Annotated in this window: 16 protein-coding genes and 1 pseudogene; 7 read left to right on the top strand and 10 right to left on the bottom strand. The window is 71.3% G+C overall.

What is annotated here, in order from left to right:
- Positions 1-78: 78 nt before the first annotated feature.
- A complete protein-coding gene (locus CAP_RS05880; protein WP_156040525.1) occupies positions 79-744 on the bottom strand; it encodes a hypothetical protein in 666 nt (221 codons plus the stop codon).
- A 231-nt stretch (positions 745-975) separates the two neighbouring features.
- Between CAP_RS05880 and CAP_RS51920 the strand changes: the two genes are divergently transcribed.
- On the top strand, positions 976-4527 hold the full coding sequence (locus CAP_RS51920; RefSeq protein ID WP_044237063.1) for a Kelch repeat-containing protein: 3552 nt from the start codon (positions 976-978) through the stop codon (positions 4525-4527).
- 12 nt (positions 4528-4539) lie between these two features.
- Here CAP_RS51920 and CAP_RS05870 read toward each other — a convergent pair whose 3' ends face one another.
- On the bottom strand, positions 4540-5523 hold the full coding sequence (locus CAP_RS05870) for an acyl-CoA dehydrogenase family protein (protein ID WP_044237061.1): 984 nt from the start codon (positions 5521-5523) through the stop codon (positions 4540-4542).
- A 55-nt stretch (positions 5524-5578) separates the two neighbouring features.
- Positions 5579-6874 (bottom strand): adenylate/guanylate cyclase domain-containing protein, encoded by a 1296-nt coding sequence (locus CAP_RS05865; RefSeq protein ID WP_044237058.1) that lies wholly within the window; start codon positions 6872-6874, stop codon positions 5579-5581.
- A 387-nt stretch (positions 6875-7261) separates the two neighbouring features.
- On the opposite strand from CAP_RS05865, the gene CAP_RS05860 reads away from it, so the two are divergent.
- Positions 7262-8038, top strand: coding sequence for a PP2C family protein-serine/threonine phosphatase (locus CAP_RS05860; RefSeq protein ID WP_044237056.1), 777 nt, complete (start codon positions 7262-7264; stop codon positions 8036-8038).
- Between the two features lie 104 nt (positions 8039-8142).
- On the opposite strand, the gene CAP_RS43805 is transcribed toward CAP_RS05860, so the two are convergent.
- The 4 genes from CAP_RS43805 to CAP_RS05840 all read right to left on the bottom strand — a co-directional run bounded on the left by CAP_RS43805 (position 8143) and on the right by CAP_RS05840 (position 14999).
- Positions 8143-10989, bottom strand: a complete 2847-nt coding sequence (locus CAP_RS43805) for a DNRLRE domain-containing protein (RefSeq protein WP_052374255.1) — start codon at positions 10987-10989, stop codon at positions 8143-8145.
- Between the two features lie 246 nt (positions 10990-11235).
- Complete coding sequence (locus CAP_RS05850) at positions 11236-11988, bottom strand: ABC transporter ATP-binding protein (protein ID WP_231511149.1); 753 nt, start codon at positions 11986-11988, stop codon at positions 11236-11238.
- Positions 11989-12035: 47 nt separating this feature from the next.
- Entirely contained in the window at positions 12036-13652 is a 1617-nt protein-coding gene (locus CAP_RS05845) for a serine/threonine-protein kinase (RefSeq protein WP_044237054.1), read from the bottom strand.
- A gap of 219 nt (positions 13653-13871) precedes the next feature.
- On the bottom strand, positions 13872-14999 hold the full coding sequence (locus CAP_RS05840) for an alpha/beta hydrolase family protein (RefSeq protein WP_044237052.1): 1128 nt from the start codon (positions 14997-14999) through the stop codon (positions 13872-13874).
- On the opposite strand from CAP_RS05840, the gene CAP_RS05835 reads away from it, so the two are divergent.
- Complete coding sequence (locus CAP_RS05835) at positions 14998-15246, top strand: hypothetical protein (RefSeq protein ID WP_044237049.1); 249 nt, start codon at positions 14998-15000, stop codon at positions 15244-15246. The two genes, CAP_RS05840 and CAP_RS05835, sit on opposite strands and share 2 nt — an antisense overlap.
- 187 nt (positions 15247-15433) lie before the next feature.
- Positions 15434-17200, top strand: a complete 1767-nt coding sequence (locus tag CAP_RS05830; RefSeq protein ID WP_044237046.1) for a serine/threonine protein kinase — start codon at positions 15434-15436, stop codon at positions 17198-17200.
- A 2-nt stretch (positions 17201-17202) separates the two neighbouring features.
- On the opposite strand, the gene CAP_RS05825 is transcribed toward CAP_RS05830, so the two are convergent.
- Both CAP_RS05825 and guaA read right to left on the bottom strand, forming a co-directional pair.
- Positions 17203-17544, bottom strand: coding sequence for a PEGA domain-containing protein (locus CAP_RS05825; protein ID WP_231511148.1), 342 nt, complete (start codon positions 17542-17544; stop codon positions 17203-17205).
- Between the two features lie 11 nt (positions 17545-17555).
- Complete coding sequence (gene guaA / locus CAP_RS05820; protein ID WP_044237351.1) at positions 17556-19091, bottom strand: glutamine-hydrolyzing GMP synthase; 1536 nt, start codon at positions 19089-19091, stop codon at positions 17556-17558.
- Between the two features lie 233 nt (positions 19092-19324).
- Here guaA and CAP_RS43800 point away from each other — a divergent pair, with 233 nt between their 5' ends.
- Complete coding sequence (locus CAP_RS43800) at positions 19325-20524, top strand: alpha/beta hydrolase (protein ID WP_052374251.1); 1200 nt, start codon at positions 19325-19327, stop codon at positions 20522-20524.
- A 33-nt stretch (positions 20525-20557) separates the two neighbouring features.
- Here CAP_RS43800 and CAP_RS49940 read toward each other — a convergent pair whose 3' ends face one another.
- Positions 20558-20956 carry a hypothetical protein gene (locus CAP_RS49940; RefSeq protein WP_156040524.1) on the bottom strand — a complete coding sequence of 133 codons (399 nt, stop codon included), beginning with the start codon at positions 20954-20956 and terminating at the stop codon, positions 20558-20560.
- A 674-nt stretch (positions 20957-21630) separates the two neighbouring features.
- Between CAP_RS49940 and CAP_RS05805 the strand changes: the two genes are divergently transcribed.
- The gene (locus CAP_RS05805; protein ID WP_044237341.1) at positions 21631-22881 is read left to right on the top strand and encodes a glutamate-5-semialdehyde dehydrogenase; all 1251 of its coding nucleotides are present in this window, start codon (positions 21631-21633) and stop codon (positions 22879-22881) included.
- Between the two features lie 295 nt (positions 22882-23176).
- Positions 23177-23862: pseudogene (locus CAP_RS05800) on the top strand (hypothetical protein); the annotation flags it as partial.

Below are 23862 nucleotides of genomic sequence, written 5' to 3'. Positions count from 1 at the left end.
TCGGTCGGCTGTCAATGGGCCCCAGATCTCCTGGGGCGCTCACGGCTGCGCCTCGTCAGCGCTGCACTCACTGTGCTGCTACGGGAGCACGCAGGTGTTCGCGTACTCGCTCGTGCACTGGCTGCTCTCATCGCAGATGCAAGCATTGCCGGCGGCATTGCAGACGCCGAAGCCATTGCAATCGGTGTCGTCGTCGCACACGAATGCAGCCACTGTGGCCTTGCACAGCATGGTGCCGTCGTCGGCAGCTCCCGTGCACGTGGCTGGAGCTGTGCAATCCGTATCGCTCGTGCAAGGCTCGGCGCACTGGGTGTTGCCGCCGACGGTGAGGCAGTCGTAGTCAGGGAGCTGCCCGTTGGCCGTGCAGTCGCTCTTCACCGCGCACCGCGGGGGCCCGCAGATCCCGGCGTCGCACGTGTAGTTGGTCGGGTACTGGGTGCTCGGGCAATTGGCCTGCCCCGGCTGGCAGCAGTCCGCGGGCGTCGTACAGCCCAGCGCGCAGTAGCCGTCGGTCGCCACGCTGCCGCCCTGGCCGCCGGTCCCTCCGGATCCGCCAGTATTGCCCGCGCCGCTCCCGCCCGATCCACCGCTGCCTGGCGTTCCCGCGCCGCTCGCGCCGGTCCCCGTGTCACCAGCGCCGCTCCCGCCGTCGCCGTCGCTGTCACCGTCGCAGCCCGCGCCTCCGAGCCCCACCGTCGCGGTCACGAGCCCCAGCGCGACCAAGCAAGCCCACGTCCTACGCATCTCCCAAGCTCCCTCCGGCGCATGAAACGCCTCGCCCCACTACATCCGGTATCCGACGTCGCCGCAAGACCGAGGCGCGCGTTTCCGCGCCCCGCGATCCCCCGATCCCGAGCGTGATTGTCCGACCGTCGCGCCTTCCGCTTCTGTTATCTTTCCGCTCTCGTGGATAAACCCAGCACTCGTTCTCTGCCCATGGAACGGGCAGTGAGCCGGAGGAGCCGCGTGCGTCGCTTGCATCGAACCTCATCACCGCACCAGCACCTCGCGCAGCTCGTCGTCGTGGCCGCGCCGCTCCTCGCGGTGGCGTGCTCGGATCCGTCCCCTTCGGCGAGCGAGGGTGTTCCCTCCCGGGCGCGCTCCTCCCAGGCGAACGCGTCGACGGCACCAGAGGCGACGGCCCGGCTCCAGGCGCTCTCCGCGGCGTTTCCGGAGACGCTGCACCGCACGCCGGGGGTCGACCTCTCCAGGAGGGGGACGGGTGCGTACCGGGCGGTATCCAGCGGTCCTGCCACGGCGACGGTCGAGCTGCCGGCCCACGCCGGGGGCGAGGTGTCTCTCGCGGACGAGGCCTCAGGACTGTCCATCCGGTTCTCTCTGGAGGGCGCGGCTGCGGTGCCCGCCGGTGTCACGGAGGGAGGGCTCGCGCTCTACCGCGCGGCTCTCCCGGATGGCCGCGGGCGGGCGCTCGACGTGGTTCACCGCGTCCACCAGGGCGGCACGGAGGATTTCGTGGTCCTCGACCGAGCGCCGGAGCGCTCCGAGGTCCGCTACCGGGTGGATGTCGGGCGCGTCGCTGGCCTCCGGCTCGTTGAGCGCACGCTCGAGTTCCTGGATGACTCGGGAACCCCGCGGCTGCGCGTGGCGCCGCCGGATCTCGTGGGGACCGGCGGAGAGCGCCGCCCGGCGTCGCTCGCGGTGGAGGGCTGTGACGCGGACACGAGCCCTCAAGCGCCGTGGGGACGCGCGGTGACACCGCCAGGTGCCCCCGTGTGCACGGTGATCGTTGGCTGGGACGGGTCGGGGCTGCGGTATCCGGTGCTGGTCGATCCGAGCTGGGTCTCCACGAAGAATGCGATGATCGTGGCCCGCACCCGGCACGCCGTGGCGGAGGTGGAGCCGGGAGCCCTGGCGAGCCGCATCTTGCTGACCGGTGGGTTCAATGCCGCAGGAAACGCGCTGAGCTCTGCCGAGCTCTACGAGCCGCTGAGCCGCACGTTCGCGGCGACCGGGGCGATGGCCACAGCGCGCGGGGCCCACACCGCGACCTCGCTCGTGAGCTTGCCGGTCCCGAGCGCAAACCTGGCCGAGCCGCGCCCCGTGCTCGTCGCTGGCGGGGGCACCACGAGCACCCTCGCGAGCGCGACCCCGCTCGGATCTCTGGAGGTCTACAACCCGGCGACGGGGCAGTTCGTGACGGATGACGACGCCATGGCGTCGCCGCGCTTCAACCACACCGCGACGCTCGTCGAGGGGACGCGGGTCCTGCTCGCGGGCGGCATCTCCCTGCCGCTGAACCAGCCCACGGGCAGCGCCTACGTGTACCAGTTGACGGGGTTCGTGAGCGGCGTCCCCAGCAGCACCTTGTCCGCCACGACGAACTCCCTCGCCTCGTCGCGGCATGCCCACGCAGCCGTGCGCCTGGCGACAGGCAACGTGCTGCTCACGGGAGGCTTCGTCCTCTCTGGCACGGCGCTCCCCGGCGCGGAGATCTACCAGCCGCTGCCGCCGCCGGGGTCGTTCACCCCGGTCACCGCCATCTCGCCCTCGACGGCCCAGATGACAGCGCTGCGCGGCTTCCACACCGCGACGCTCCTGGCCTCCGGGGAGGTGCTCATCACGGGGGGCACGACCCAGATCACGGGCGGCGTGTTCACGAACACGGTCGACATCTACCACGATGGCGTGCAGGAGCCGGCGCGGCGCGGGTTCCAGTTCCAGCCGACGCCCATCACCATGGGCGCGGCGCGCGCCCACCACACCGCGACGCTCCTGCCGACGGGGCAGGTGGCGGTGACCGGCGGGTGGAACGGCGTGAACAACATCGGCGTCACGGCGCCCACGCAGCCGTTCGCGATCGAGATCTACGATCCCGTCGCGCGCTCGTTCTCGAACCTGGGGGGCCTCCTCAACTTCGGTACCCGCCGCGATCACGCGACCATTCTGGTCAACGCGGGGGGCGACCTCGCGGCGGGCAGGTCGGTGCTGGTCACCGGTGGCGTCGGGCCCGACGTCCCCGGCGTGCCGTTGAACACTGCGCAGACGCTCGTGAAGGCGCTCGGGGAGGTGTGTGGCATCGGTCAGGAATGCGCCTCGGGCTACTGCACCGAAGGGGTGTGCTGCAACGAGCCGTGCGACCAGCAGTGCTACTCGTGCTCCGCGGCCCGCAAGGAGGACGCGACCCCTGCCAGCAACGGCACGTGCGGTCCTAGCCGGGCGGACACGCCGCTGCCCGTGCAGTGCCTCAACGAGATCGAGGTCCACAACGAGTGCGACGGCGCCGGGAACTCGCGGCAGGACGTGGCAACGCGCGACTGCAAGCCGGGGACGTGCGGCCCCGCAGGGGTCTGCATCCTGGGCTGCAACTCGGACGCGGATTGCTCGCTCACGGGCTGGTGTGATCTCACCACCCCGCCTGGCGGTACCGGAGGCGCCGGGGGAAGCGGAGGCGCGGGGGGGGCGGGCGGTGCGGGTGGCATGGGCGCTGGCGGCGCCGGGGGAACCGGTGGGGTGGGAGGTATGGGTGGGGCGGGGGCCGCAGGAGGAAGCGGAGGTGCCGGTGGCGGCGCTGGCGGTGGAGGCGGCGGAAGCGGCGGAAGCGGCGCTGTCGGGGGCGGCGGGGCCGGTGGTACAGGCGGCGCAGGTGGTGCAGGCGGCACAGGCGGGGGTAGCACCGAGCCCGAGTATGTCGGCTCATGCAAGCCGCGCTTCCCGGACAGCACGGTGTGCACGTACGACCGCCAGTGCGTCTCCGGCAACTGCGTGGATGGCTACTGCTGCAACCTCCCTTGCCAGGGGCAGTGCCAGGCCTGTGACGTGATCAACAACGTCGGCGTGTGCACGGCGGTGGGGACGTCGCAGAATCCGGAGGAGCCTCACCCCAACCCGGATCCGCTGGATCCTGCGGGCGTTGCCCGTCGGGAGCCGTGCCCGGGCGAAGGGGACTGCGCTGGCAAGTGCATCGGGAACGCCGACGCGCTCTGCGTTTTCCCCGAGGTCGATCAGCTCTACCAGGCACCCCAGTGCGCCTGCACGGACGAAGGGTGCTCCGAGCCTGCCGTGCTCACGCGGTTCTTCTGCGATGGGCAGGGCAGCTTCACGGCGCAGCCCGAGCGCTGCGGGGGGACCGAGGGCGGGTTCCGGTGCGAGGACGGCACGAGCTGCAAGACGACCTGCGCCGCCGACACCGACTGCATCGCCGACTTCATCTGCCAGGAGCAGGACGGAGAGCGTGTCTGCGCAGACCTCAACGCGACCGGTCCCGCGTGCGATGGCGATCACACGCTGCGCATCGCGGCGGCGGACGACCAGGATTGCTCGCCTTACCGTTGCCCGCTGGGGGAAGGGGCGTGCCCCACCACCTGCGCGTCCATCGGCGACTGCGTGGGCGGCAAGGCCTGCAACGCGGCGGGAGCGTGCGTCGATGCGCCTCTGCCGCCGGAGGTGGCGAACTGCTCCTGCAAGGCGGCAGGCGTCCCCTCGACCGGCGCTACCCCGTGGCTTGCGTCGCTGGGACTCGTCGGGGTGGCCGTGGCCGCTTCGGTGAGGCGGCGACGTCGCCGCTGAGGGGCTGCCGTGTCAGTCGGCGCTCTCGCCCGTCTCCCGTCTGCTGCTCAGCAGCTCCCACGCCCGTAGCCGCCGCGCTTCGCGCGCCTTGCCGGCCACCACGAGCAGCGACCAGTCCCGCATCCACCGCCTTCGTTCGTCCTCACCCACCTGGTACCAGTGCGGCTCGGTCTCGTGCAGCAGGGCCTCGGCTGCACTCAGTAGTCCCGCGACGGCGAGGTGAGTCTCTGGCGCATCCGTCGGCGCTGCGGCGAGGGTCCGCACGGTGACGATGAGCGCGGCGAGGCGCTCCAGCAAGGGCTGCGGCCAGCCATGGCGACGGCCGACCCCCACCAGGTAGCCGAGGAGGGCGCCGTGGATGTGCAGGTCCTCCACGGTGCGGAACGGCTTCAGGTAGGTCGTGTAGCCGTCGCCGGGGAGCACGTCGGCGTCGCGCACGGCGACCTCGTCGAGGGTGAGCTCCGCGTGGGGGATCTCGGGCGTGAAGGAGGGCGACGACATCGCGGTGACGAGAATGCCTGGGGCATCCGCGGCCACGCGCACGAGCCGTAGCTGGTTCCTGCCGGCGTCATCCACGCCCGTCGAGGCGACGACGAAGAGGGCGTCTGCATGGGTGGCCATGGTGGCCCAGCGCTTGCGCCCCGAGAGCCGGAGCACGCCGGACGCATCGCGGGTGAGGGTGGTCTGGATGGCCTTCGGGTGGGCTCCTCCTTCCTCGGTGGCGCAGAGCACCCGTACCTCGCCATGAGCCACGGGGGCAGGGGAGGGGAGGGCTCCTTCCGTGGAGAGCAGCGCGTCCAGCGCAGCCCCGTAGCCGGCCGCGAAGGCGTAGCCGAGTCGGTCCGCGGCGAACCCGCCGAGGATGGCGCGATCGATGGGCGCAGGGATCGCCGCGGTGCGCGCGGCGTGCGCCACACGGAAGGTGTGGAGCGAGACGCAGGACGACGCATCAAGGGCCGGCGCGTCGGCGAACAGGCGACGGAGCAGGTGGATCATGGGTCAAGGAGACCAGCGTTGAGGCGCGGCGCCCAGAGTGTCCGCTCAGGGCGGCTCAGAGCGCCTGGGGTGGCACGGTGATGTCGACCACGGAGAGCCGCTCGGCGCGGGGGTCGCCGAGGCGGAGGGGGACGAAGGTGCGCACCGGCGTGGTCTTGCCCTTCACCGCCATGGGGGGAGCCTCGATCCAGCCGAACTTCTCCCGGCAGAGGGTGCGGGTCGATTCGGAGACGAGCACGTCCTTGCCGTGCACCTTGGTCAGGCCCTCGATGCGGGAGGCGAGGTTCACCGCGTCGCCGATGGCCGTGTACTCAAGGCGCCGTGAGGGCGAGCCGATGTCGCCCACGACCACGTCGCCGGTGTGGACGCCGATGCCGACCCGGAGCGGGATCTCGCCGCGCGCGGCGCGGTCGCGGTTCACGTCGTCGAGCTCGGCGACCATGTCGAGCGCGCAGTGGACGGCATGCTCGGCGTGCGCCGCGTCGTCGAGGGGGGCGCCGAAATAGGCCATGAGGCCGTCGCCGAGGAACTTGTCGAGCGTCCCGCCGTTGCGGAAGACCGCGTCGACCATGTGGGTGTGGTACTCGTTGAGCATCGCCACCACCTGCACCGGCGTGAGGTCCTCGCTGAGGGCGGTGAAGTCGCGGATGTCCGAGAAGAGCAGGGTGACCTGGCGGGTCTCGGGCCGGGTGCCGGCCTCGGTCTCCAGGAGGCGCGCGGCGACGGTCGGAGAGAAGTAGCGCCCGAGGCGCTCCCGCTTCAGCTCCTCGCGCGCGACGTTGCCGACGAGGTAGCGGGTGCGGCGGATGAGGTGGGCGGTGGCCGTCGCCGCAAGGCCGAGCACGATGACCGCGGCCACCTGGGCGCCCACCCGGATGCCGGCGGCCTGTTGCTGGAGAACCACGGACGCGGCGCCCACCACGGCCACCGCGGCGCAGAGGCGGGTGTTCAGGGAGAGCGACGAGAACAGCAGAAAGACGCTGTAGATCCCGAGGGAGAAGGCCGCGACGCCGCCCGGGGAAGGGGAGACGGGGAGCGAACGCATCTGCGCCCAGTGGATGAGCGGCAGGTCGACGAGGACGACGGCCCAGCCCGACCAGCGCGCGCTCCGTGGTGAGCGCTGCGTCACCGCGAGCAGGACCGCGCTGAGGGCGGTGTGGAGGGCGAAGGCCTGCGCGTAAGGCGCCCAGTCGGCGAGCCCCGCGCCGTACGTGATCCCGAGCGAGAGCAGCAGGATGAGGGCGGAGCCCACGAACCGGATGGTGACGACCTGCCGCGCATTGCGGGTGCGCTCCACCTCCACTGCGCGTTCGGCAGTGGAGCCGCTCGCGTCATCGGCCGAGTCGCGCATCCGGGCTCCCCGCGATGCATCCTGGCCGAGCGGCAGCGCCAGGGCCAACTCCCGCGCGGTGATCGTGGCGCCTGGCGCCAGGCCCGGACCTCGAAGAAATGCGGGCCGGTTTCATGCTGGCTTTCTGGGGTTTGTGACCAACCTCTGAGGTACTTCTGCAGGGGTTACCTCAGGGATCGCGACCCTGAAGGATCTCCTCCGCTCCTGCAGGCCATGCCCGCACCGGCGCGGCGCTTCCGGCGGCACCCACGCGCGAGGTCATCACAGGTTTTCCTGCGGGATGGGGCGCGTGGGAGCTGCCGGAAAAGAACCGCGCGTTTTACACCCGTGTCGTACCCGTGGCAGACTCGCCCCAGCATCCATGACCCGACCCCTGACGAGGTACCTATGACCCGGCTCCTCCGCATCGAGGCTGCCGGAGCAACTGACGTGGGACGCCAGCGAGAGCACAACGAGGACAGCTTCGCCTCGGACGCCGACCTCGGTCTCTTCATCGTGGCCGATGGCATCGGCGGCGCCGCCAGCGGCGAGGTGGCCTCGAAGATGGCCGTCGACGTGGTGCATGGCTGCTGCGCCGACGAGCAGGACGTGGAGATCACCCGCCCCTCGGACCTCAAGGAGTCGCAGAGCCCCATCGAGCTGCGCCTCCTCTCGTGCCTCTGGCAGGCCAACAAACAGATCTTCGACACCGGGATGCGCGACCTCCGGCACCGGGGCATGGCGACCACCTTCGCGGGGATGCTCGTCGCCGAGGGCATGGCGTACATCGCCCACGTGGGAGACAGCCGGGTCTACCGCTTCCGGTCGGGGCAGCTCACGCGGCTCACCGAGGACCACTCGCTCCACAACGAGTTCGCGCGGCGCGGGGAGATCTTGCCCGAGGGCATCGACCCCATCATCGCCCGGAGCGTGGTCACGCGCGCGCTGGGGATGGAGCGCACCGTCGAGGTCGAGCTTCGCATGGAGCGCGTGGAGGCGGGCGACGCCTTCCTCGTCTGCTCCGACGGGCTGACCGGGCCGGTGCCCGACGACGACATCGTGGACGTGCTCGCCGCGGCGCCCGACGTGGAGTCCGCGGTGGACCTGCTGATCGAGCTCGCCAACCAGCGCGGGGGTCCGGACAACGTGACGTGCGTGGTGGTGCGCTTCCTCGGCACCTCCTGATTCCCACGGCAGGGGCTCGGGAAGCGGACAGTGTTCTCGGCTGTGTGGATGAGACATCCGGCCGGCGCGCGTCGGACGCGCCGGCAGGGTGGGGGGCTGGAGCGTCAGGGCACGTAGCAGATCTCGAGGCGGGGGAGTCGCGCGGCGGTGGTGTACTCGCTGCTGTAGAACGAGGTGCGATCCGCGGTCGCAGCCTCCTCGAAGGCGAAGCCGTCGTTCGGGACGCCGTTCACCCAGTCCTGGACCATGCCCGTCACGTCCACGGCACGGTCACCACCCGCGCCGCTCGCGGCCACAATGGAGCCGAGCACGAAGGGATCCCACCCTTGCTGGATGCTGCTCCAGGTGGCCGACTGCTCCGTCCACGGGATGAGCACCTCGTGCAGGCGCACGAGCCCCGAGGTGCCGCGGTACCCCTGCGTGAGCTTCAGGACTGCGGAGCAGACCGGCGCGTGGTTGCGGATGAAGCCGAGGTCGAACCGGACCAGCCCGACCCGGTTCCCGCCGTTGTTGCTGGCGATGCCGGAGTAGAGCGAGGCGCTCGCGCCGTCGTTGTACGAGGGGTTGCTCTGCCAGATGGTGGCGTCGCGGACCGACCCGAAGGTGCCACGCTTGATCACGAGGCAGCTCGGCAGATTCTGCATGCAGGCGTCGCCGCTGCTCGATCCGCCGCCGCTACCGCCACTGCCGCCGCTGCCCGACGCCGAGGAACTGGCGCTGACGGTGGTGGAACTGGCGGTCGAAGCGCTCGTGGAGCTGGCGCTCGTGGAGCTGGCGCTCGTGGCGCTGGACGTCGTGGCGCTCGTGGAGCTGGCACTGGTGCTACCACCGCTGCCGCCGCTGCCACCGGATCCCCCGCTACCGCCGGCCCCGCCGCTGCCGCCGCTGGATCCCGGAGTGAGGGAGAGTTCGAGATCGAACGACAGGTCGTCCGAGTCTCCCGAGATCTGCTTGACCATGGCGGTCACCACGTTGCTGCCCACCACGAACGGGTTCGGCGACAGGGAGATGGTGCCCGTGCTCAGCTCGTTGTCGGCGCCGCCCGAGGTGGCAAAGGCGGCGTAGTCGGTGCTCCCGATGTACTTCGAGAAGACCCGCACGCCGTTGACCCAGACCACCACCCCGTCGTCGTGGATGACCCTGAGCGATGCCGCGCTGATCGGACTGTTCACCGGGATGACCTTCCGGAAGTACGCCGACGGGCGGGAGGGCACGCTGCGGGCGAGCGCCGTCTCCTCGTCTCCGTCGCCGTAGCCGAGCTCCCCGTAGCCGGCCTTCCAGGCGCTGTCGTCGTAGGACGCGCTGAGCCAGGCAGTCCCCCGGTCAACCCCGCTGTCGTCGTAGGCCCAGTAGTCTCCGAACTGGATCGGCACGTCCACGGGCGTCTGCAGCGTGAAGCCCGTGTTGCTCTCGTCGAAGAGCGCGGGGTTGCTGGCGCTGGAGACGCGCACCATGGCGCGGGTCGTGCCTACGACGGGCGGGGTCCAGCTATACGTACCGGTGTTGCTCACGTTCTGCGCGATGCTCGTCCAGGTGGCGCCGTCATCGAGCGTGTAGGCGAGGTTGACCGTGGGGATGTCGCCCGCGGTCGACCACTTGACGGTGTAAGGCACGCCGTAGCCGACCTTGTCGCCGCCTTCGGGGGCGCTGAGCACGAAGCCGCTGCCCTTGAGGATCGTGAACCGGTCGCTCACCCGATCGTCGCTGCGGACGTTCATGAGGCTGAGCCGGTTGCCCTGCACGTCGAGGAGGCAGGAGCCCGAGAAGGCTTCGGTCTTGGCCATGACCGGGTGCACGCCCTGCGAGCCGACGTACCCGGCGTGGCCAGCGACCACGTACACCGTGCCGTTGTGCGCTGCCTGGTTCGGGGCCTTGCGGTAGGGCCCGTTGACCAGCGGCCTGCCGCCCCTGTCGTCGAGGATGTGCCCCGTGGCCACGGTCGGGGTGGCGTACGCGCCGTCGAGCAGGTGGGACCGCTCGTAAACGTGGGAGTGCCCCGACAGCACCAGGTCGACCCCCTCGGCTTCGAGCAGCTCGAGGACGTTCTCGCGCATCTCGATCATGGCCGCGTCTTGATCGGAGCTGTACGTGCCCCGCGTGTACGGGGGGTGGTGCCAGTAGGCGACCGTCCATTCCTGGTTGTTCGCCGCCAGGTCCGTCTGCAGCCAGGTCAGCATCGGGCTGCTGTGGCCCTTGGGCACGTCGTAGGAGTTGAGCACCACGAAGTGCACGTTGGCGTAGTCGTAGGAATAGTAGGCCTCGGTCCCGGAGGGGACGCCGCCCGCCTGGCCCTGGGTGGGCAGGACGAAGGCCGTGTAGTAGGGGCCGCTCTGGTCCGCGGACGAGGCGCTCAGGCCCTCGTGGTTGCCGAAGGTCGGCCAGGTGATGGTGTTGCGCAGGGTCGACTGGAAGTTGCTGAAGAAGTTGACCGAGAACTCGCTGGTCGTGCCGCTGTTGTACGCCATGTCCCCGAGGTGGAGGAGGAGCTGGGGGCGGTAATCCCCGAAGTTCCTCAGCATGGCGTCGCGCATGGTCCGCACCACCTGCGCGTTGTAGCCAGAGTCGCCGAGCACCCACGCCCGGAACTTCTTCGCGCTGCCCACGACCGGCGCCGTCTCGAAGTAGTGGTCGTTGTCGGCGCCCGCCAGCGTGCTGCCGGTGGTACCGACGCTGTAGTAGTAGCGGGTCCCGGGGGTGAGGCCGGTGAGGGTCACCTCGTGCTGGGTCACCGCCGCCGCATTGTCGACGGTGGTGCTCAGTGCAGCCGGGCTCGCTCCATAACGGAGCCGCGTGTTCGACGCGACGTCGGTCGTCCAGACGACGGTGACCGAGGTGGGCGTCGCGAGCTGCAGGTAGGGGCGCCGATCCAGCGATTGCGCCGATGCGGGGCTTGCGGCTGCAGCGAGCGCCAGGGCAGGGGCGACGAGGACCAGCGAGCGGAGACGGCTCATAGGGTGGGACTCCTCCGGGGTTCGCAGCGGCCTGGGTTGCACATTGCAACACCGCGATCGCCGCGGGTCGTGCAGCGCTCAGAACACGCCACAGCATAACCACGCAGTATGCCAGGCAATCACTGGGCCTGTGTGATCTGTTCGCGACTCCGAGACGAAATCTCGGCGTCGTGTCTCACGCGTTCACGCCGCGCTCCACGCACCCACACCTTGAGCCGTCTGAGCGGCGGCGAGCGCCTGGAGCGGTCACAGGGGACCGTCGGTCAACCCGTGAACGAACTGACGCACGTGCGGATCCTGGCTCGCCTTCGCCTCACCAGTGGTGCCGTCGAAAAGGAGACGTCCGCGGTAGAGCATCCCCACCCGATCGGTGACCGTGAGCAGCCTGTCCAGGTCACTGGAGACCATGACGACCGTGGCATTCGCTGCCTGCTGCTCGCGGCGGAGCAGGTCGAAGATGCGTTGCGAGGTCACCGGATCGAGGCCAGCCGCCGGCTCGTCATAGAGGACGATCTCGCCGCGGGTGATGGTCGCCCGGGCAACCCCCACCCGCTTCTTCTGCCCACCCGACAAGCCGGCCGGCGTCCGGTCCTCGAAGCCGGGGAGCGAGACCACCCTGAGCCGGTCGGCCACGCGGGCCGCGATCTCCTCCTCGGAGAGCTGGTTGAGGCGCCTGAGGGGGAAGGCGATGTTGTCGCCCACGTTCATGTAGTCGAACAGGGCGTTGTTCTGGAACAGCATGCCGAACTTGAGCCGGAACTGCTGCAGCTCAAGCTCGCTCTGCGCGTGCACGTCCTTGCCGTCGACCACGACCCGGCCGCCGTCGGGCCGGAGCAGCCCCGTGATCATCTTGAGCAGCACGCTCTTGCCCGAGGCCCCCGGGCCGATGAGCCCGTAGAGGCATCCGCGGGGGATCGCCAGGTCCACGCCCTGCAGCACCGATCTCCCGCCGAAGCTCTTGGTGAGCCCCTCGATGCGGATCATCGGCTCGGCGGACATGGCGCGGATCTCGTGGCGACGCGGGTCGTGCTCAGGTCGCTGCGACGTCAGTTCGCCGCGAAGGTGGTACGGGTCACGTCGAGGCGAGGGTGAGACGGGAAGCCGATCCCGCGGATCTGGCCAGCCACGCAGGAGGCGATGCCTGGGTTCGACGGGTTCGTGGAGACGGTGACCCCGACGGCCCGCCCGTTCTGTACCGCCGCGCAGATGTTCACCGACATGCTCGAGGGGACCCCGCAGGAGTTCAGGTAGCTGCCCTTGTTGAGCACTGCGCCGTAGGCGCCGGCCGTGAGGTCTGCCGGCGTGCCGCTGCTGCCCATCTTGTACTCCTCCACGTACCGCGCCTGCGCCGCCTCGCAGCTCATGCCGCCCCCGAGGACCGGGTAGTTGCCGCCACCCGCCGGGCGCGTCCCGCCCGCGCCGGGCCCGCCCTGTTTGTTGGGGTTCGTCAGGCCGCTCTTCACGTCGACCTCGATGGTGCCGCTTCGATCCTGCACCGCGAGCTCCTTTTGCTGGGTGGCCCGCCGCCGCAGCCAGAACCCGCCGCCCGCAGCCAGGATCACGCCCATCAGCGCGACGCCGATGAGCGCCTTGTACTGCATGCCCTGGCGCTCCTTCTGGACCACCTCCTCGAAGGCCTTCTTCTCCTGGACGATGTCCCGGTTCAGCTTGGCCTGCTCGGCGAAGGGCGCGAACTCCTCCCAGTCCTGGATGGCGCGCTCCTCGCGCAGGAAGCTGTCTCGCAGCACGTCGGTGCCGGCGAACTGCCCCGAGGCGACCTGCTGGAGCAGCTCCACGGCCGAGAAGGGCCCGTGATCCATGCCGCCCTTGACCACCACGTAGCGGGGGCGCGGGTCCGACTCCAGGCTCGCCTTGAGGTCGGCCAGCTTCTGCGTGGGATCGTTCGCGTTCCGCACCGGCGGCCGCGCCGCCGGGATGGCCACCGCGTAGGGGCCCTCGTTGCTCACCGCCTGAAACCGCGGCAGCGCCGGGGCCGAGGGGATGGCAGGCGCCCCGACACCGCCCACGGGCGCCACCGAGGGCGGGATCATCGACATGGACACGTTGACCTCGATGCCGTCCTCGTCGAGGAGCACGTCGCTCGCCATCGGCGGCCGCATCGAGGCAGCCGGAGACACGTTGTGGAGCGCCTGGGCGAGCGCCCCGAGGTCGGCTGGGCGGAGCTTCGGGTCGGCGACGAGCGCCTTGCCCATCACCCCCTCCAGCGTGGGAGGCAGATCGGGGATGACCTCGGCGGGCCTGCGCATCCCGGGGCCCACGCTGGCGCCGGTGAGCAGCTCGTACAGGATCGCGCCGACCGCGAAGACGCTGCCGCGCGCATCCCCGGGTGCCCCTGACCGCTCCTCCGGCGCGAGGCAGGCGCGGTCACGTGGCAGCGAGGGGGCCGTGCCGGCCAGGTGCTCGATCACCCGGATCCCGCGCTCCGGCGTGTAGCCGAGCGAGGAGGGGTTGACGAAGAGCTTCGCGCCCTGCCCGTGCAGTTCGGCGAGCTGGGTGCACAGCGGCACGATGATACGGAGCGCCTCCCGCACGTCGAAGCTCCGCCCCGCGGCGCGGCGCGCATCCATCTCGGCACGCAGCGTACCGGGAATGAGGGAAGTCCCAACGGGGAGAGGGGTGAGGATGGCCTGAGCCTGGTTCATCGGGCTGGCCAGGTTACGCTGAAGGTCCCCGTGGCTCAATGCCTCCGGCGGCTTCCGACGGCTTCCAGCGGCCTCCGTGGCTTCCTTCTTTCAGCCCTGCGCTTCCTCGACCTCCGCGACCTCCGCGACCTCCGCGACCTTTCCCCCTGCGCTCACCTGCGCGCCATGCAGCCACTGCAGCACACCGGCACGCACCTCGCACACCTTCAGGTCACGGCGTCACCGCTGCACGGCGAGCGCGTGCCCGCCGAGGAACCGCAGGAGGTCCGCCTCCCGGCTCTTCGGCCAGCGGTTGTGGTGGATCATGCCTTTGCTCTCGGAGCACCGTTTTTTCAGGGTGCAGTGCGGCTCCTCCCGCCGATCCTCGCCGAGCCGCAGCGAGGGCGTCTCTGCCCCCTGCGTCTCCCGCACCCGCAGCCAGCGCTCCACCGACTCGCAGGACACGGCCGCGTCACACGCTCGGTACAGCACCATCGCTGGCGGCGGTGGCCCCGGGCAGGCCCAGGTGGCCGGCGGGGCGTCCGCTGCGAAGGTGGCGAACGCTGCCACCTTGTCGGCACGCATCATTGCGTACGTGGCCGCCATGTGGCCGCCGGCCCCCATCCCGAGCGTGTACACGCGGCTGCGATCGACCAGCCCGCGGGCGGTGAGCTGCTCCAGAAAATGATCCACCACCGCGAGATCGACGTTGTCCGGCCCGGTGGCTCCGGTGTCGAACTGCGATCCCGGCTTGCCCTTGAACGTGCGGCCCTGGGGCGCCAGCACGATGAACCCGGTGTGGGCGGGATCCCCGGTCAGGTTGGTCTGGCTGGAGAGCTTGCGAAGGCTGGTTCGCTTCTCGACGCCGGTGGGGTTGTCGTCCTCTGCGTGAAAGAAGACGACCACCGGCAGCGGTGCCCGCGTCTCCACCCCGGGAGGCGCGAACACACAGGCGTACCGCGGCGAGCCCTCTGCGTCGCGGTGCTCCAGGATCTGTGCCCCACGGCATGGCGGGCGCCCCAGCGTGCGGCGCAGCTCGCGCAGCGGCTCTCCCTCGGGCGCGACACAGCTCCCTTCGGGAGGCGTGCGCGGTGCTCGCGGCGCGCTCACCATGGCAGAAGCCGTGGGCGATGGCCCAGGTTCCGGCTGCGACGTGGAGCCCGTGGCTGCTTTGCCGGCATCCCGAGGGCCTGGGGCTCCTCCCTCGGCCGCTGCGTCCCGCGCGCCGGCGTCCCGATCGAAGACCCCCAGCAGATCGCCTCCTTCGACCTCCGAGGAGGGCGGCGTGCACGCGGCCACCCCGACGAGCAGGGCTGCAAAACGCACCTTGCGGCCGCCGATGGCGTGGTTAGTCTTGCGCTGATCCATGGGACTTTTCGAGATCACCATCGCCGCGGCCGTCCTCGTGATCGTCGCATTCCAGCTTTACCTCACCGTGCGCGTCTTCCGCAGCAGCATGTACGAGCAGAAGCAGAAGGTGTGGCAGGCGCAGTTGATCTGGCTGGTCCCCATCATCGGCGCGGGCCTCGTCTTCTCCATCCTCCAGGAGGACGATCGCGCCGAGAAGGAAGCGCGCCGCGCCGAGCGTGACGCTTCCCAGCACCTCAAGGGCTGAGGTCGCACTCCGCCCCTCCCGCCCTTCTCCGCAGCCCAACCGCCCCCTCCGTTCAGCCCTCGATCACCCCGGGGAAGCTCCCGACAGAGCCTCCACGGTCGGGGTTGCTTGTGCGTGTTCATGGCCACCATGGCGACGGTAGGACTTCCGATCGGGGCATCCTCTGCGCTATTGCAGGTCTGCTGGCATGGCAGACGACGTCTTCGGCATCGTCGGAACCACGCAGGCGGGCAACTTCCACATCGAGAAGGTGGTCGCCGAGGGTGGATTTGGCGTCGTGTACCGTGCGCTGCACGGTGGGTTCCGCGCGCCCGTCGCGCTGAAGTGTCTCAAGGTCTCGGAGGCGCGCACCCCGAAAGAGCGGGAGCTGTTCCTGGAGAAGTTCCGGGAAGAAGCCCAGCTCCTCTTCCGCCTCTCGGCCTCGATCCCCGAGGTGGTGCGCCCGCTCCACATCGACGTTCTCCACCTCAAGAACGGGCAGTTCGTCCCGTTCCTCGCCATGGAATGGCTCGAAGGCGAGGCACTCGACCGGCTCATCGACCGGCGGCGCATGCAGGGCGAGGCGCCCATGGCGCTGCAGAAGCTGATGAAGCTCTTCCGGCCCATCGCCCACGCCATCGCCCGGGCCCACCACTTCTCGGGCGCGGACGGCACGACCATCTCCGTCATCCACCGCGATCTCAAGCCGGAGAACATCTTCATCGTCACCCACGACGGCGTGGACCGCGCCCGTATCCTCGACTTCGGCATCGCCCAGGCGCGTAGCCTGGCGGAGCAGGCCGTGGGCAAGGTGACCAGCTCCGACCAGCTCAACGCCTTCTCGCCCGCCTACGCGGCCCCCGAGCAGTGGGTCCCCAAGCGCTACGGGCAGGCGGGCCCCTGGACCGACGTCTGGGGCCTGGCGCTGACCATGGTGGAGACCCTCGTCGGCCACCAGATCATCGACGGCGAGACCCAGGCCATGATGGGCACTGCCCTCGACCCGGAGCGTCGCCCCACCCCTCGGGCCGAGGGGTGCAACGTGGCCGCGGACGTGGACGCCGTCTTCGAGCGCGCGCTCGCCGTCAACCCGCGCGACCGCACCAAGGACATCGAGACCTTCTGGACCGAGCTGGAATCGGCCCTCGGCTTCTCGCCTTCGTTCGGCAACCGCCCCTCGGACGATGGCTACGGCCCGCTCTCCGTCCCGCCCCCCTCGGCGCCGGCCTCCGCGGCGCGCCCGCAGATCAAGCAGCGCGCCGACGTGTGGCTGGAGATGCCCGACGCCCCTGTCGGCCTTGAGCTCGACGTCGAGCCCTCCTCTCTTCGCTCCCGCGCCCCCCTGAGCATCCGGCCTCCGACCCCGGAGCTGGAGCTCCCGGGCGTCGAGCTGGACCTGCCGCAGAGCGACCCCATGCCCCGGAGCCACCGCGTCGACCCGGCCGGCGACCAGGCCTGGGGAGCCTCCTCCGCGCTGGCCCCGCGCACCCGCGAGCTGAGCACCCCGCCTCCCCTCGACGCGGAGATCGACGCCCCTCCGCGCACCGCCCGCGGCTCGCTCCCTCCCCCTGCGTCGGGGCGCATCTCCCTCGCCCCGATCTCGACCCGCCAGGCCCCGCTCTCCGTCCCGCCGGGCGCCTTGCCCTCGGCAGACGCGACCTCTCAGCTTCCGCAGGGGCACCCTGCGCTGCGGCCGCCTCGCCCGGTGCACAACGTCATCCCGCAGCGCCCTCCGCTCGCCGTGCCCCCGCCTGGCCCGAACCAGCTCCGCCGGGTGGGCGTGGCCATCGCCGCCATCGCCCTGGCCACGGTGCTGATCGTGGTCGACGTCATCATGAAGACCTCCGGCGACGACGCCTCGGCCAGCGCTGGGCTGATGCTCGGACCGCTCCGCGCCTTCTGGGTCGCCGGCGCCCTCTTCGTCGTCGGCGCCGGCATCTTCTTCTGGCGCCTCCTCGGCGACCAGGAAGGCTGACGTCAGTCCGGAATCCGCCGCAGCTCCACCGTGAGCACGATCGGGCCCACGCCGCTCCTGGCGGTCACCAGCCGGTCCCACGGGAAGTACCCTGCCTTCTCCACGGTCACCCGGTGCTGCCCTGGCGGCAGCGCCACCCCGCGCTTGGCCACGTAGGCGAGGGCTCCCAGGTACTGATCGTCCACGGTCACCGATGCATCGGCGTCGGCTCCCTGCACCCGCAGCGAGACTGTATCGGGCGTCTGCGCCACGCACCCTGTCATGCCTGCGCCGAGCGCGCTGACCAGCAGCGCCAGCGCGGCCACCTTCCTCCGGATCACCTGCGGCAGCATCGTCGATTCCAAGCCTCCCCGCATCACTCCCACTCGATGGTCGACGGCGGCTTCGACGAGACGTCGAGCACCACCCGGTTCACCCCGCGCACCTCGTTGATGATGCGCGCGCTCACCCGCCCCACCAGATCGTAGGGCAGCCTCGCCCAGTCTGCGGTCATGCCGTCGGTCGAGTGTACTGCCCGCAGGGCGATCACCTCGTCGTAGGTCCGCTCGTCGCCCATCACGCCCACGGTGCGCACCGGCAGGAGCACGCAGAAGCTCTGCCACAGCACCTCGTACAGCCCTGCCGCCCGCACTTCCTCCTCGAAGATCGCGTCGGCCTCGCGGAGCACCCGGAGCTTCTCCGCGGACACCGCGCCCAGGCAGCGCACCGCGAGCCCCGGCCCGGGGAACGGCTGCCGGTACAGCACCTCCCGCGGCATCGCCAGCGCCTCGCCCGCCGCCCGCACCTCGTCCTTGAACAGCTCCCGCAGCGGCTCCACGAGGCCGAGCTGCATCCGCTCCGGCAGCCCCCCCACGTTGTGGTGGCTCTTGATCACCGCGCTGGGCCCTTTGAACGACACGCTCTCGATCACGTCTGGGTACAGCGTCCCCTGCACGAGGAAGCTCGCCCCCGGGATCTTGCGCGCCTCTTCCTCGAAGACCTCGATGAAGACCCGCCCGATGATCTTCCGCTTCTGCTCCGGATCGCTCACGCCCGCGAGCGCGTCGAGGAAGCGTTCCCCCGCCTTGACGTGGATCAGGTTCAGGCGGAAGTGCTCGCCGAACATCCGCTCCACCGCTTCCCCCTCGCCCTCGCGGAGCAGGCCGTTGTCCACGAAGATGCAGGTGAGCCGATCGCCGAGGGCCCGGTGGCACAGCACCGCCGCCACCGACGAGTCGACCCCGCCCGAGAGGCCGAGGACTGCCCGTGCGTCGGGCCCCACCTTCTCCTGCACCGCCGCCACGGCCTGATCGACGATCGACGCCGGCGTCCAGCTCCGGCCGAGCTTCACCACGTCGAACAGGAACCCCTCCAGGATGTCCTTGCCGCGCTTCGTGTGCACCACTTCCGGGTGGAACTGGAGGCCGTAGATCTGCGAGGCCTCGTTGCCGATCGCGCAGTACTCGCAGCTCGCGCTCGCCCCGAGCGGCTCGAACCCCGCGGGCAGCTCGGAGAGACGATCGCCGTGGCTCATCCACACGTCGAGCATCTCGCCCTTCTCGAACCGCGAGAACACACCCGTCGTGCGCTGCACCTCGACCTTGGCCGGGCCGTACTCGCCCTCCGCCGCGCGCTCCACCTTGCCGCCGAGCTGGTGGGCGAGGAACTGCAGGCCGTAGCAGATGCCCAGGATCGGCAGCGGCAGCTCCAGCACCTCCCGCGACGCGTGCGGCGCGTCCACACCGTACACGCTCGCCGGCCCGCCGCTCAGGATGAGCGCCTTCACGTTCGGCCTGCGGAGCTGCGCGACGGGCACGTCGTAGCGGTAGATCTCGCAGTAGACCCCCGCCTCCCGCACGCGCCGCGCGATGAGCTGCGTGTACTGCGATCCGAAGTCGAGGATGGCCACCATCTCCCGCGGGTGGCCCACGGCCGCGCCGTGCTCGTCGCGCGCGTCGCGCGCCTCAACAGAGGTCGAATGCATGCGTGCCGCTACCACGGTCCATCGACCCCCGCCAGTCCTGCGTACCCGGGCTCGGGAGCTGCGGCGGGATGTCTGACCGGCCGCCCGCGCCGCCCGGTGGCGTTGTTGTCGACCGGCGAACCCGGTAGCGTCCCTGCTCGGCTGCACTGGAGAAGCCTGCCATGACCTCCTTCTCACGATCGGTTGCGCTCGCCCTCGTCCTCGGCGTGGGGCCGCTCTATGCGTGCGGAGGCTCGGATTCAGGGGGCGGTGGCGGCGAAGCCGGATCGACCGGCACCCAGCAGCCCTCTGCCGGAGGGGCCGGCGGCACCGGCGGTACGGGTGGCTCCGGCGGCACCGGCGGTACGGGTGGCTCCGGCGGTACTGGCGGTACTGGCGGCAGCACGGCCGAGCCCGATGTGCCCCCGGAGCTGGCGTTCAGCGACCCGCCTGTCGCGAACCTCGCCGACGGCGTGCGGTTCGCCGAGGCGGTCCCCTACGGCCCCGATCCCGCGCAGGTCATGGACGTGTTCCTGCCCGAGTCCGGCACGCCCACGGCAGCGGTCTTCTTCTTCCACGGTGGCGGCTTCACGGGCGGTAGCCGGACCACGGCCTACTCCGGGAGCGCGAGCGCCTTGCGCCAGGTCACCGACGCTGGCGTCGCGTGGATCGGCGTGGACTACCGGCTGCTTCAGGACCCTGGCGTCGAGACCGAGGGCGTGATCAAGAGCCTGCGGGACTGCCAGCGCTCGCTGCAGTTCGTGCGCCGCTGGGCCGACGTCTTCAACCTCGACCCCGAGCGCGTCGGCGTCTACGGCGGCTCGGCGGGTGCCGGCACCAGCCTGTGGCTCGCGTTCCACGACGACATGGCCATCCCCGGCGGGGGGGACATGGTCGCGCGCGCGAGCACCCGGCCCCTCGCCGCTGCGGCGAACTCCACCCAGTCCACCTACGATGTCATGCGCTGGGCGCCGGACGTCTTCGCGGACAGCTATGCGTACGTGACGAACGACCTCCTGCTCAGCCAGGCGCAGCTCCGCGCGATGATCGTCCGGTTCTACGGCCTCGACGGCGCGCTCGTGAACGACGCTGACGGGATCGCGGCCGCGCTCGAGACACCCGAGATGGTCGCGTACCGCGCCGATGTAGACATGCTCGCGCTGATGTCCTCCGACGACCCCGGGGCATACATCCAGAACACCGGACCCAACAGCGCGCCCACCGACGCGAGCTTCGACCTCCTGCACCACCCCCTCCACGCCATGGCGCTCCGCGACCGCGCCGCGGCGGTGGGCGCCGAACTCGAAGCCGACATCCCCGCCTACAACATCGATTCGTCGACCTCGGCGATGGGCTTCCTGCTCGACCGCCTCGTGCCCTGAGCGCCAGGCTCCAGGCGCGGACGCCCGCTGCCGTCAGGGGGCGGGCTTGCTGGAGGAGGCGGGCGCGGGTGACGACGGCGGAGGCGGCGTGGGCGCGGCAGAAGGCGCCGCGGGCATCTCGCTCGACGGTGCGGGCAGCGCGGCGGGAGGTGCAGGGGCCTCTTCCGGCGGCGCTGGCAGGGCAGGGGAGGGCGCTGCCGGTGGCTCACCGAGATCGCCCTGGTAGGCCCGCGGCTGCTCGTACTCCGGCGGCGGTCCACCGGGCAACGGCTTGGGCGGCGGCGGGGTGCCGCACGCCACCGCGCCCAGCGTGAACACCACCGGCAGGATCAAGCGTCCCAGCGCGCCATTCATCATCGCGTCATTCCTCGTCGCGCCAGCCTTCGTCGCGCCAGCCTTCGTCGCGCCAGCCTTCGTCGCGCCAGCCCTCATCGCGCCATCCCTCATAGCGCCATCCCTCCCGACGAGGTGGAGCCACCTCCCACCGGTGCTGGCGTCGGTGTCGGCGTCGGCGTTGGCGTTGGCGTCATCGGAGAAGGGATCGGAGAGGGCATCGGAATACCAGGCACAGGCATCTCCACGCTCTCCGAGGGTGCCGCCACGGCCACCCCTGTGAACTGCGGGATGTCCACCCCTTGCGCGCCCTGCGCCGCTGCGGGGATCGCGGTGCCCAGCAGCGCGGGTGCATCTTCGGACGCATGCGGCCCACCGCAGCCGGCGAGCGACGCCACGCAAAACCCGCTGAGCACGCCGAGCCTCACGAGCCGCAGCACACGGACACTGCCACCGGACCCGCGGCTCGGCCCAGCGTCCCCGGGAGCAGGGCAGGGAATGACACGATCGACCACGACCGCACCCTACCACACCGGTTGGCCCCCGCAGAAAGGCGAGCTAGCGTCCACCCCGTGCAGACGTCGACCTCACCCCATGCGCAGCACCACGGCGCGACCCTCGACACCCCCGTAGCCTCCGCCGCGCCCGCGTCACCGCTGGCCGCCCCTCCTGCCCCTCACGCGTTGGCCTCGTCGTCGTCCACCCCTCCGACCTCCGCCTCCGCGGCGCCTTCCGGCTCACCGGCCGAGCACCCCACCGATCTCGCCCGCGAGCTGCGCGCCCTCGGCGAGCGTGCCCGCGCGGCTGCCCGGGCCCTCGCGCCCCGCGGCCGCGCCGACAAGGACCGCGCGCTCCGCCTCGTCGCTGAGCGCCTCCGCACCGTGGCCGCCGAAGGGGAGCGCGCCTCGCTGCTCGTCGAGAATGCCGCCGACGTCGCCGCCGCCCGCGCAGCAGGCCTCTCCGACGCCCTCGTCGACCGCCTCGTCCTCACCCCCGCCCGCCTCCAGGCCCTCGCCGACGCCGTCCTGGAGATCGCCTCCCTCGACGACCCGGTGGGCGAGATCATCGGCATGCGCCACCGCCCGAATGGCCTCCTCATCGGCCAGGTCCGCATCCCCCTCGGCGTCATCGCCATGATCTACGAGTCGCGCCCCAACGTCACCGTCGACGCCGCGGCGCTCTGCCTGAAGAGCGGCAACGCCGTCATCCTCCGCGGCGGCAAGGAAGCGGCCCGCTCGAACGCCGCCCTCGGCGCCCTCGTGCGCGATGCCATCACCGAGGCTGGCCTCCCGCCCGACGCCGTGCAGATCCTGCCTTCCCTCGACCGCGAGGCCACCAAGCTCCTCGTCGGCATGACCGGCCTCATCGACCTCGCCATCCCCCGCGGCGGCGAGGGCCTCATCCGCTTCGTCTCGGAGCACGCCCGCGTCCCCGTCATCCAGCACTACAAGGGCGTCTGCCACCTCTACGTCGACGCCGAGGCCGACCTCGACCTCGCCCTCCGCCTCGTCGAGAACGGCAAGCTCTCCCGCCCCGGCGTCTGCAACGCCCTGGAGTGCCTCCTCGTCGACGAGCGCGTCGCCGCCCCCCTCCTCGCCCGCGTCGCCACCCTGGTGGACACCCGGGGCCTCGAGCTGCGCGGCGACGAGGCCACCTGCGCCCTCGTCCCCGCCGCCCGCCGCGCGGCCGACGACGACTACGGCGCCGAGTTCCTCGCCCCCATCCTCGCCGTCCGGGTGGTCCGTGGCCTCGACGACGCCCTCGACCACATCGCCCGCTACGGCTCGAACCACACCGAGGCCATCTGCACCACCCGCTACGACCACGCCCAGCGCTTCCTGCGCGAGGTCGACGCGAGCTGCGTCCTGGTCAACGCCTCCACCCGCTTCAACGACGGCGGCGAGCTGGGCCTCGGCGCGGAGATCGGCATCTCCACGACCAAGCTCCACGCCTACGGCCCCATGGGCCTCACCAGCCTGACCACCCTCAAGTGGATCGCCCACGGCGACGGCCAGGTGCGTTGAGGCCTCCCCTCCGGCGCCCGGGACCACGTTCGCGGGCACTTGGGGGCTGGCACCGCGTGGTGCTGCGTAGTACTGCGTAGGACTGCGTATCCTGCATCAGGGGGCCTCTCGGCCCCTGCGCTCCCGAGGGTCGCACCCCGCCGTCTCTGCGCCAGCGTCGCGCCAGACACCCGGGGAACGGCCCTCAGGGAAAAGGCTACGAGACCCGAACTGCTGAAGACGAGCCTCCGGAGCGGGAGCCCGAACGCCCCCCTGGAGACCACGAGGCCCGCGGGCCCGAGAAAGCGAGACGACGTTGGCGACCACGAAGAAGCGGACCGGATCGGATGCTGGCAAGCCCGAGCGGCCCACCACCAGGTCCGGCCCTGCCCGCAGCGGCACCAAGTCCGGCCCTGCCCGCCCTGGCACCAAGTCCACCGGCCCTGCCCGCAGCGGCACCAAGGCCGGCCCCTCCCGCACGGGCACCAAGACTGGCTCTGCCCGCGCCGGAGCCCCCACGGGCGGCGGCAGGAGCACCGCGAGGACCGGCACCGGCGGCGCTGCCAAGCGTCCGGCCAAGATCCCGGCGCCCCGCCTCCGCTCTTCGCACGCAGGCCGCTCCAGCAGCGCGGGCACCGAGGAGACCTCGCGCAGCACCCGGGGTACCCGCGGCGCGCGCGATGCCTCTGAAGGCCGCTCCGCGCCCCGTCGCAGCGCCTCCGCCCCGCGCCCCGACCGTGAAGGCCGTGACGAGCGCCCGGGCCTGCGCCGCGCCGAGCGCCCCGCCCCGCGCCGCCCCGAGGCCGAGGCCCCCCTCCTCCGCACCCGCCGCATCGAGGAGGACGACGACGCCTTCGACACCAGCGACCTCGACCTCCACGGCATGCCCGACGACGACGGCGACGACGGCGATGACCTCCGCGCCCCCCGCCGCGCGCGCCCCGCGTCCGCCGAGCCCACGACCGCCCACCTCCCGGCCCGCAAGCCCCCGCGCGCCGAGGG

It is taken from the genome of Chondromyces apiculatus DSM 436, assembly GCF_000601485.1.
Lineage (GTDB): Bacteria > Myxococcota_A > Polyangia > Polyangiales > Polyangiaceae > Chondromyces > Chondromyces apiculatus.
The sequence above is the reverse complement of the archived record's forward strand: the minus strand, read 5'-3'. Positions and strand labels throughout refer to the sequence as shown.